This is a genomic window from Deinococcus detaillensis (assembly GCF_007280555.1).
In the GTDB taxonomy this organism is placed as follows: Bacteria; Deinococcota; Deinococci; order Deinococcales; family Deinococcaceae; genus Deinococcus; species Deinococcus detaillensis.
Window position 1 is genome coordinate 90,231 of record NZ_VKDB01000013.1, and the last position, 8,517, is coordinate 98,747.

Here is an 8,517-nt window from a genome sequence, read left to right on the forward strand (position 1 = left end):
ATGCGTGAAGGGCGTTCAGAGTTGCAAGCCCAAAAAAGCGGCCCCACTTTGGAAGCCGCTTGGCGCTGCTTTGCTGCTCAGGTGGATTGGGTTACTTGACTAAGCCCAGATCCCGCACGGCGTCCCGCTCTTCTTCCAGTTCCTTGGCAGTGGCGTCCATTTTGGCGCGGCTGAAGTCGCTGACAGGCAAGTCCTGCACGATGGCGTATTTGCCGCCTTTGACGGTGACCGGAAAGCCGTAGATCAGGCCCTTGGGAATGCCGTAACTGCCGTCCGAAGGAATACCCATGCTGACCCACTCGCCGTCTTTGGTTCCCAGCGCCCAGTCGTGCATGTGGTCGATGGCCGCGCTCGCCGCACTCGCCGCGCTGCTGGCTCCCCGCGCCTCGATGATGGCGGCTCCGCGCTTGGCCACCGTGGGGATGTACTCTTCTTCGTACCACTGCTGATCGACCAAGTCCAGCGCCTTCTTGCCGCCGACGGTGGCCTGCGACAAATCAGGGTACTGGGTGGAGCTGTGATTGCCCCAGATGGTCAGGTTCTTGACGTCGCTGACCAGCGAATCCGTTTTGGCGGCGAGCTGCGAAATGGCGCGGTTGTGATCGAGTCTGACCATCGCCGTGAACTGCCCGGCGTCCAGTTTGGGGGCGTTTTGCTGGGCGATCAGGGCGTTGGTGTTGGCGGGATTGCCGACCACCAAGACTTTCACGCCCCGGCTGGCCACTTCGCTGAGCGCTTCGCCCTGCGGCTTGAAGATGCCGCCGTTGGCCGACAGCAAGTCCCCGCGCTCCATACCGGCCTTACGCGGCATTGCGCCGACCAACAGCGCGTAGTCGGCGTCTTTGAAGGCCACCATCGGGTCGTCGCTGGTGACAATGCCGTGCAGCAAAGGAAACGCGCCGTCGTTGAGTTCCATCACGACGCCGCTGAGCGCTTTGAGGGCGGGCGTGACTTCGAGGAGTTGCAAAATGATCGGCTGATCTTGGCCGAGCATGTCGCCCGCCGCGATGCGGAACAGCAAGCTGTAGCCGATTTGTCCAGCTGCGCCGGTGACGGCCACACGTACAGGTTCTTTCATGAATGGTTCCTCCTGAGTTCTTGCGTAGGAATTTGAATGCGCGTTTATGCTACCCCACCCGGCGAGGTCAGCGGGTTCAGGTTCCTTTGTGGGTAACGGCGGCGTGGCGTAGCGCCAACAAAAAACTCCACCCTCACGTGGAGAGTGGAGCTGAGCCCGCAAGCGGTTATTCGCTTTTGGTTTCGGGAGCAGTTTGCTCGGTTTCGGCTGCTTCCGGAGCGGCAGCTTGCTCTGCGGCCTTTGCTTCCTGGGCAGCGGCTTCAGCTTCCTGAGCGGCGGCAGCTTCTTGGGCAGCTTTGGCAGCGGCTTCGGCGTCCTTGGCAGCTTGGGCTTCCTGCGCGGCTTTGTCCAGCGTTGCTTGTTCGGCGGCGGCGGCTTTGGTGCGCTGATCGCGGGCGGCGTCTTTCATTACGCGGCCACGGTCATTCTTGATGCGGGCCGCTTTACCACGCAGTTCGCGCAAGTAATACAGCTTGGCACGGCGCACTTTGCCGCGCTCCAAGATGGTGATTTTGCTGATCAGCGGGGTGTTGAAGGGAAACACGCGCTCCACGCCCTCGCCGAAAGAAATCTTGCGAACCGTAAAGCTTTTGCGGCTGCCGCCAGCATTGATGGCGATGACGACGCCTTCAAAGGCTTGCACGCGGGTGCGGGTGCCTTCGACCACTTTGGTTTCCACGCGTACGGTGTCGCCCGCTTGGAAATCCGGCGCATCGGCTTTGATGTGCGGCTGCTCGATGGAGCGCAAAATAGCGCCACGGTTGATTCTGGGGATGCTGCTCTTGGTCATGGTTGGTTCTCCTTTGCGCTGGCGGATCACACCACCTCTTGCCACGCGGCAAGCAGATGTGTTCACAGTCGCGGGTGCTGCTGTCCTCGCCGCTCGGCCTTCGCCGGGGCAACCTCAGAAGTATAAGGGCACAGGAGCGCAAGGTAAAGCCCTCTTTGCGGCGCGGAGGTGTCGTGGTTGACAATGCCTCAGGGCGCGGCTATCCTTTAACCCGCTGCGAAAGCGGCTGCGCCGAGGTCTGAAGTTCAGTTCCGAAGCGCGAAATATCTGGTCTGGTAGTGTAGCGGTTAGCATATCTGCCTGTCACGCAGAAGGTCGCGGGTTCAAATCCCGTCCGGACCGCCAGATGGCAAAGTAGCTCAGTCGGTAGAGCAAACGACTGAAAATCGTTGGGTCGCCGGTTCAAGTCCGGCCTTTGCCACCATCTCAAACTCCCTCGTCTTTTGGCGGGGGGTTTTTGTTTTGCACTCTGAGAATCAGCACGTCGAAGTGGGAAAGACCGGTAAAGGCCCTTCCCGCTTCTGTGTTGTGTTATCTACTCAAAATTTAGTCGTGTGCGGCGGCCAGCTCCTTATGGCTCTCGCCAAACTGCTGCGCTTCAGTGCTGCCCGCCAGCGCGGTGGTGCTGCTTTTGCCGCCCGCCGCCGCGTTGGACACCAAGTCAAAGTAGCCCGTTCCGACCTCGCGCTGGTGCTTGACCGCCGTGAAGCCGCGCTTCTGCGCCGCGAATTCTTTTTCCTGCAACTCCACGAAGCTTTTCATCTGGTTTCTGGCGTAGCCGTAAGCCAGCTCGAACATCCCGTGATTGAGGCTGTGGAAGCCCGCCAGCGTAATGAACTGGAACTTATAACCCATCTTGCCGAGTTCGACTTGAAACTTGGCGATCGTTTCGTCGTCCAAGTTCTTCCGCCAGTTGAAGCTGGGCGAGCAGTTGTAGGCCAGCAGTTTGCCGGGAAACTGAGCGTGAATGGCCTCGGCAAAGCGGCGGGCGTCGTCCAAGTTCGGCACGCTGGTTTCGCACCAGATCACGTCGGCGTAGGGTGCATATGCCAAGGCGCGGCTGATGGCCTGCTCCATGCCGGGTTTGACATAAAAAAAGCCCTCGGGGGTGCGCTCGCCAGTGCAAAAGGCTTTGTCGTTCTCGTCGATGTCGCTGGTCAGGAGGTTGGCGGCGTCGGCGTCGGTGCGGGCGATCAGCACCGTCGGCACGCCCGACACGTCGGCGGCCAAGCGGGCGGCGTTCAGCGTGCGGATAAATTGGCTGGTCGGCACCAAAACTTTGCCGCCCAGGTGCCCGCATTTTTTCTCGGAGGCGAGTTGGTCTTCAAAGTGAACGCCCGCCGCGCCCGCCTCGATCATCGCCTTCATCAGCTCGAAGGCATTGAGTGGCCCGCCGAATCCGGCCTCAGCGTCGGCCACGATGGGCGCGAAGTAATCGATCTCGCCCTCACCTTCAGAATGTTGAATCTGATCGGCGCGGCGCAGGGTGTTGTTGATCCGCTTGACCACGTCCGGCACCGACGAGGCCGGGTAAAGGCTCTGATCCGGGTACATCTGGCCCGCGTTGTTGGCGTCGCCCGCCACCTGCCAGCCGCTCAGATAAATGGCCTTGAGGCCGGCTTTGACCTGCTGCATGGCCTGATTGCCAGTCAGTGCGCCGAGGGCATTGACGAAGTCTTCTTGCTTCATCAGTTGCCACAGCTTTTGTGCGCCGTGCTTGGCCAGCGTGTGCTCGATGTGGAGGCTGCCGCGCAACTTGACCACTTCGGCGGCGCTGTAGTTGCGCTGAATGCCTTGCCAGCGCTCTTTGGTTTTCCAGGTCTTTTCCAAAATCTCGGCGGGCGTGCGGGGATTGGTCATGGTCGGCTCTCCTTGTGAGGGAAAGAAGTCCCTGCCTTCAGAGCCGTTCTCTGAAGTGTCGGGCCTTCTTTTGAATGTCTCATGCTGGCAGAGCTGAGCTGCTTCGGGGCGTGTTGTACCCGTGCTGGACAGCGTTATCTGATTTGAGGCGTACACCGGAGAAGTGGTGTAGTCGGGCGGGGAAGTACACCACTCGGAGCTCGGCAGCTTACCGCAGCACTTCTTCGTCCACCTTCGGGAGCGGCGCGTGCGCTCCGCCCTTGCGCGGGCGGGGGCCGTGCGGAGCGGTCACGGCGGCGAGGTGGTCGCCCTGCTGATCGTCGGGACGGGTGGGCCGAGCAAACAAGCGAATCAGCAGCGAACGCACAGCTGAAAGTAGGTTCATGCTTCAGTCTAGAGCTTCTTTATGCTGCAGCTTCGTTATTCTGCTTGAGTTTGTAGCTGCGCCACACGCCCCTGCACGTACAGTTCCAAAATCTGCACGGCGGCGGCTTCATCCAAGTCGGTTGCGCCAAGCTCGCGGGCGCGGCGTGTGGTGAAGCGCTCATCTTGGTACACCACCTCGGCTCCCACCTTTTGCAGCTCGCGCCCAAACGAGCGCACCCGGTCAGCCGTTGGACTGGCCGAGCCGTCGATGCTCAGCGGCAAGCCCAAGACCAACACGGCGGCGGCCTCTTGGCGCTGCTTGTGCAAAATGGCTTTGAGATCGCGGGGCAGCCGGGTGCGGTCAAAGCTGCCGCGCCCGAACACCAACGCGCCTTTATTGACGGCGTAGCCCACCCGATTTTTACTGACATCGAGGGCGAGGAAAACGGGTAGGCTCGGCTGGCTCATGCGCCAAGTGTAGCGGCTGCCAGGATCGCTGTCATAGGCTAGGGCCATGAACACGGTTGCCCTCACCAGTATTGCCCTGCAAACCTTCTTGACCATGGTGGTGGTCATGGATCCTATCGGGCTGGCCCCGCTCTACATCGGCCTGGCCAGCAACCGTTCCAGAGCAGATCGCCGCTCGATTGCCCTCAAAGCCTCACTGGTGGCCGGCGGAATCATCTTCACGTTTGGGCTGATCGGCAAACCGCTGCTCGATTATCTGGCGATCAGCCTCGACGCTTTCAAAGTGGCGGGCGGCGTGCTGCTGTTTCTGATCGCGCTGGATATGGTCTTTGGGCGCGGTAACCTCAGCCACGAGCCGTCGCAAAAAGACCAGATGCCCGATCCGCACGAAGCGCAGGGAGAAGCTGCTCAAACGGAAGCTCCCAAGACAGAAGCCCTTAAGGCTGCGCCGACTCCGACTGCTCAGGCCCACCTCAGCAGCGCCGCCGACATCAGCGTGTTTCCGCTGGCCATTCCGCTGATCGCTGGCCCCGGCACGCTGGCCAGCATCATGATCTTGGCGGGCGGAGCGCACGGACAGGCGCTGCTGCTCGGCGGGGTCTTCGTGGTCACGGCGGCGGTGTTGGTGCTGTGCTACCTCGCTATGCGGCTGTCGGGGCCCATCGCCCGCTTGATGGGCGAGTCGGGCATTCACGTCATCACCCGAGTATTGGGCGTGCTGCTGGCAGCTTTGGCGGTGCAGTACGTCGCCGATGGAGTCAAGGGATTTCTCGCCTAATCCGCGAAAGCTGCGGCTTACACCTGCGCCTTGACGCTTAGGCCGCCTAAGCTGTTCGGCGCAACATTTTGCTGACGATTTGCGTTTAAAATAATTCAATGAACGGGCCAGAGACTTTTGCTGCGCCTTTACGGGTGGCCACGAATCTGAACGTGCCGCGCGTGCTGGTGCTGAACGCTTCTTACGAACCGCTGCACGTCACCAGTGCCAAGCGGGCCATCACTCTCATTCAGTACGGTGTCGCCGAAGTCCTGGAAAACAGCGACGACGTGGTGCGCTCACCCAGCACGGTTCTGGCGGTGCCCAGCGTGATCCGGCTGCGGCGCTACATCCGCCGCCCGCGCATCCACCCGATTCCCTTCAACCGCCGCAACGTGCTGAGGCGCGACGCTTACACTTGCCAGTACTGCGGTGAGAAGGGTGATCTGACGCTCGACCACGTGCAGCCGCGCTCCAAAGGCGGGCGGCACAGTTGGGAGAATGTGGTGGTGGCCTGCCGCGCCTGCAACCAGCGCAAGGGCGACCGTACCCCCGAGCAGGCCGCTATGCCGCTGAGACTGCGACCACGCGCCCCCAGCTTCGGCTTTTACGCGCAGGGTCAGTTTGCCCAGGACCGCAACGAGTGGCACAAGTATTTGAATCTGTGATTAAGAGAAGTGCCGCCCGTTACCGTGGGCAGCACTTCTTTTAAGTTCATGTCTTCAAGCTTGAACGTTGGTGCTCTTTTTGTGCGGCATTTCTGCTCCCGATTGCTGGTGGCCCGCACTGAAGCCCGCCTGAGCGCCGAGCTGCCAAGCCAGTTTGAGCATAAACAAAACCGCTTCGTCGTCACCTTTGGCCATCAAATCGCGCAGGTGTTCGGGCAAGCCTTCGGGCAAAGGCATTTGCTTGAGCTGCTCGCCGTACTCGGCCCGCAGATTCTCAAACCATTCCACGTAAGGATTCATCATCGTCCAAATCTAACACAACCACACTCAAGGAATGTAAGTTTACAAGCTGATTTTTGAACTGGATGCATCTGGTAAGCGAGCGGACAGAAGTTGGCGGGATAGCCCCTAGACTGCGCTCATGGCTTTTCCTGACCTTCATTCGTTCATGGCCCTCCTCGAAGCGCGGGGTGAGTTGCTGCGAATCAGCACCCCCGTCAGCAGCGACCTCGAAATCACCCAAATCGCCGACCGAATGGTCAAAGGCGCTGGCCCGGCTCTGCTCTTCGAGAACGTCCGTTTGATGGACGGCAGCCCCAGCGCTTTTCCCGTCGTGATCGGCTTGGTGGGCACCCGCGAGCGCACCGCCCTTTCACTGGGCGTCAGCGACCTCGACGAACTGGCGGTGCGGGTCCGCGCCCTGATCGACATCAAAGGCAGCGGCGGGCTGCGCGGCCTGCTCTCCAACTTGCCCAAACTGGGCGACGCCGCTCATTTGCTGCCCAAGCGGGTGAGCCGCGCCGCCGTGCAAGAAGTCGTCTGGACCGGCGACGAAGTGGACTTGACCAAATTGCCCGTCCTCAAGTGCTGGCCCCTCGACGGCGGCCCCTTCGTGACGCTGCCGCTGGTCATCACCAAAGACCCCGAAACCGGCGAGCGCAACATGGGCATGTACCGGATGCAGGTGATGGGCAAAAACACCACCGGGATGCACTGGCAGCGCCACAAAACCGGCACCAAGCATCTGGAGAAAGCCAAGAAGCTGGGCCAGCGCTTGGAAGTGGCGGTGGCTCTCGGCGGTGACCCGGCCCTGATCTACGCCGCCACCGCGCCACTGCCGCCGATTCCGGGTCTGGACGAATTTGCGTTGGCGGGTTACTTGCGCGGCCAGCGCTACCCGGTCATCAAAGGCGTCACGGTTGATTTGGAGGTGCCGGCCAACGCCGAGTTTATTTTGGAAGGCTACGTCGACCCGGCAGAAGAATGGGTGATGGAAGGGCCGTTTGGCGACCACACCGGCTTTTACACCCTGCCTGACCTCTACCCGCGTTTTCACGTCACCGCCGTGACCATGCGCCGGGGAGCGGTCTACCCGGCGACCATCGTGGGCCGCCCGCCGATGGAAGACGCTTACCTGATCGAAGCCAGCGAGCGCCTGTTTTTGCCCGCCGCCCAATTGATCTTGCCGGAAATCAGCGATTACCACATGCCGCCCGTCGGCGTAGCCCACAACTTGGTGGTGGTCAGCATCAAAAAGGCTTTCCCCGGTCACGCCTACAAAGTCGCCAACGGTCTGCTGGGCCTTGGTCAGATGATGTTTGCCAAAGTCATCGTGGTGGTGGACGACGATGTGACGGTCAATGAGATGTCTGCCGTGTGGCAGCGGGTGGCGCAACTGGTCGAGCCGGGCCGAGACAGCCTCGTGTCACGCGGCCCGATTGACGCTCTCGACCATTCCAGTCGGACCTGGAGTTACGGCGGCAAACTGATTCTCGACGCCACCCGTAAACTCCCCGAAGAACTTGGCTCGGCCCTGAGCAGCCGGGAACAGCAGGGCGATCAGGCGGGGAAAGACCAGCTGGGAGAGGAAGCCAGCATTCCCGCTGTGCAGCTGAACCGCGAGCTCCCCAGCTTTGAAGGCGTCAAAGATCAGCTTCAAACCCCAGATGGGTACTGGTACGTCTCACTGACCAAAACCCGCCCATATCAAACGGCAGCGTTGGCCGCTGCATTTGCCGCTGATCCGGCGGCAGCAGGCGTGCGCCACCTGCTCATCACCGACGACCAGACCGACGTTCACGATGCGGGCGATGTGTGGTGGACGATTCTCAACAACATTGATCCTGAACGCGACGTCAGCGTGCAAGGTGATTTGCTCGTCTGGGACGGCACCCCCAAGCTTCCTGAGGAAGGCTTTGTGCGCGTCTGGCCGCCCAAAATTAACATGAACGCAGAGGTGGTTCGGCGGGTCGAAGCGTTGTGGCATCTCTACCCTCTGCCAGAGCATTTACGTGGCGCTCAAAGCTGACTGAGCGCTGTTTCACAGCCGGATTTTGGGTTTCCCTAAGCACCTCGTGGAACTGTAAGTGACAAACAGTTGACAAGAATGGGAAAGGGGGGTATTGTTTCTGAGCCTCCGAGTGAGGCGAGACGCATGACAGATGAACGGTAAGTGACGATGAGGGCTGCTCCGACAGGAGCAGGTGAGCGGTTCATTCCCCCGAATGAACTCCAGATTCACGCTCGGTCT

8 protein-coding genes, 2 tRNA genes and 1 pseudogene are annotated in these 8,517 nt (G+C 60.8%); 5 read left to right on the forward strand and 6 right to left on the reverse strand.

The genetic code is table 11. From position 1 onward, the window contains the following. Positions 1-91: 91 nt before the first annotated feature. On the reverse strand, positions 92-1,078 hold the full coding sequence (locus FNU79_RS12175; protein ID WP_143721098.1) for a malate dehydrogenase: 987 nt from the start codon (positions 1,076-1,078) through the stop codon (positions 92-94). A 325-nt stretch (positions 1,079-1,403) separates the two neighbouring features. Further along, positions 1,404-1,868: pseudogene (gene rplS / locus FNU79_RS19455) on the reverse strand (50S ribosomal protein L19); the annotation flags it as partial. 269 nt (positions 1,869-2,137) lie between these two features. Between rplS and FNU79_RS12185 the strand changes: the two are divergent. Together FNU79_RS12185 and FNU79_RS12190 are read left to right on the forward strand one after the other, a co-directional pair. Next, positions 2,138-2,213, forward strand: a tRNA-Asp gene (locus FNU79_RS12185). A 3-nt stretch (positions 2,214-2,216) separates the two neighbouring features. Beyond that, positions 2,217-2,292: transfer RNA gene (locus tag FNU79_RS12190), tRNA-Phe, on the forward strand. 122 nt (positions 2,293-2,414) lie between these two features. Here FNU79_RS12190 and aceA read toward each other — a convergent pair. From aceA to FNU79_RS12200, 3 genes are all read right to left on the reverse strand, one after another. Further along, positions 2,415-3,728, reverse strand: coding sequence for an isocitrate lyase (gene aceA, locus FNU79_RS12195; RefSeq protein WP_143721100.1), 1,314 nt, complete (start codon positions 3,726-3,728; stop codon positions 2,415-2,417). A gap of 208 nt (positions 3,729-3,936) precedes the next feature. Further along, positions 3,937-4,113 (reverse strand): hypothetical protein, encoded by a 177-nt coding sequence (locus FNU79_RS19150; protein ID WP_185974699.1) that lies wholly within the window; start codon positions 4,111-4,113, stop codon positions 3,937-3,939. A 35-nt stretch (positions 4,114-4,148) separates the two neighbouring features. Beyond that, a complete protein-coding gene (locus tag FNU79_RS12200) occupies positions 4,149-4,562 on the reverse strand; it encodes a RuvX/YqgF family protein (protein ID WP_143721101.1) in 414 nt (137 codons plus the stop codon). A gap of 46 nt (positions 4,563-4,608) precedes the next feature. Here FNU79_RS12200 and FNU79_RS12205 point away from each other — a divergent pair, with 46 nt between their 5' ends. After that, entirely contained in the window at positions 4,609-5,340 is a 732-nt protein-coding gene (locus FNU79_RS12205) for a MarC family protein (protein ID WP_143721102.1), read from the forward strand. Positions 5,341-5,438: 98 nt separating this feature from the next. After that, positions 5,439-5,987 carry an HNH endonuclease gene (locus tag FNU79_RS12210; protein ID WP_124869307.1) on the forward strand — a complete coding sequence of 183 codons (549 nt, stop codon included), beginning with the start codon at positions 5,439-5,441 and terminating at the stop codon, positions 5,985-5,987. Positions 5,988-6,041: 54 nt separating this feature from the next. On the opposite strand, the gene FNU79_RS12215 is transcribed toward FNU79_RS12210, so the two are convergent. Continuing rightward, complete coding sequence (locus FNU79_RS12215; protein WP_143721103.1) at positions 6,042-6,290, reverse strand: DdrH; 249 nt, start codon at positions 6,288-6,290, stop codon at positions 6,042-6,044. Between the two features lie 118 nt (positions 6,291-6,408). Here FNU79_RS12215 and FNU79_RS12220 point away from each other — a divergent pair, with 118 nt between their 5' ends. After that, positions 6,409-8,295, forward strand: a complete 1,887-nt coding sequence (locus FNU79_RS12220) for a menaquinone biosynthesis decarboxylase (RefSeq protein ID WP_143721104.1) — start codon at positions 6,409-6,411, stop codon at positions 8,293-8,295. The last annotated feature ends 222 nt before the right edge of the window (positions 8,296-8,517 follow it).

What these genes read in the sequence shown, in the direction of transcription:
- FNU79_RS12175 (WP_143721098.1), bottom strand. Translation starts at nt 1,078, where the DNA reads ATGAAAGAACCTGTACGTGTGGCCGTCACCGGCGCAGCTGGACAAATC.
- aceA (WP_143721100.1), bottom strand. Translation starts at nt 3,728, where the DNA reads ATGACCAATCCCCGCACGCCCGCCGAGATTTTGGAAAAGACCTGGAAA.
- FNU79_RS19150 (WP_185974699.1), bottom strand. Translation starts at nt 4,113, where the DNA reads ATGAACCTACTTTCAGCTGTGCGTTCGCTGCTGATTCGCTTGTTTGCT.
- FNU79_RS12200 (WP_143721101.1), bottom strand. Translation starts at nt 4,562, where the DNA reads ATGAGCCAGCCGAGCCTACCCGTTTTCCTCGCCCTCGATGTCAGTAAA.
- FNU79_RS12205 (WP_143721102.1), top strand. Translation starts at nt 4,609, where the DNA reads ATGAACACGGTTGCCCTCACCAGTATTGCCCTGCAAACCTTCTTGACC.
- FNU79_RS12210 (WP_124869307.1), top strand. Translation starts at nt 5,439, where the DNA reads ATGAACGGGCCAGAGACTTTTGCTGCGCCTTTACGGGTGGCCACGAAT.
- FNU79_RS12215 (WP_143721103.1), bottom strand. Translation starts at nt 6,290, where the DNA reads ATGATGAATCCTTACGTGGAATGGTTTGAGAATCTGCGGGCCGAGTAC.
- FNU79_RS12220 (WP_143721104.1), top strand. Translation starts at nt 6,409, where the DNA reads ATGGCTTTTCCTGACCTTCATTCGTTCATGGCCCTCCTCGAAGCGCGG.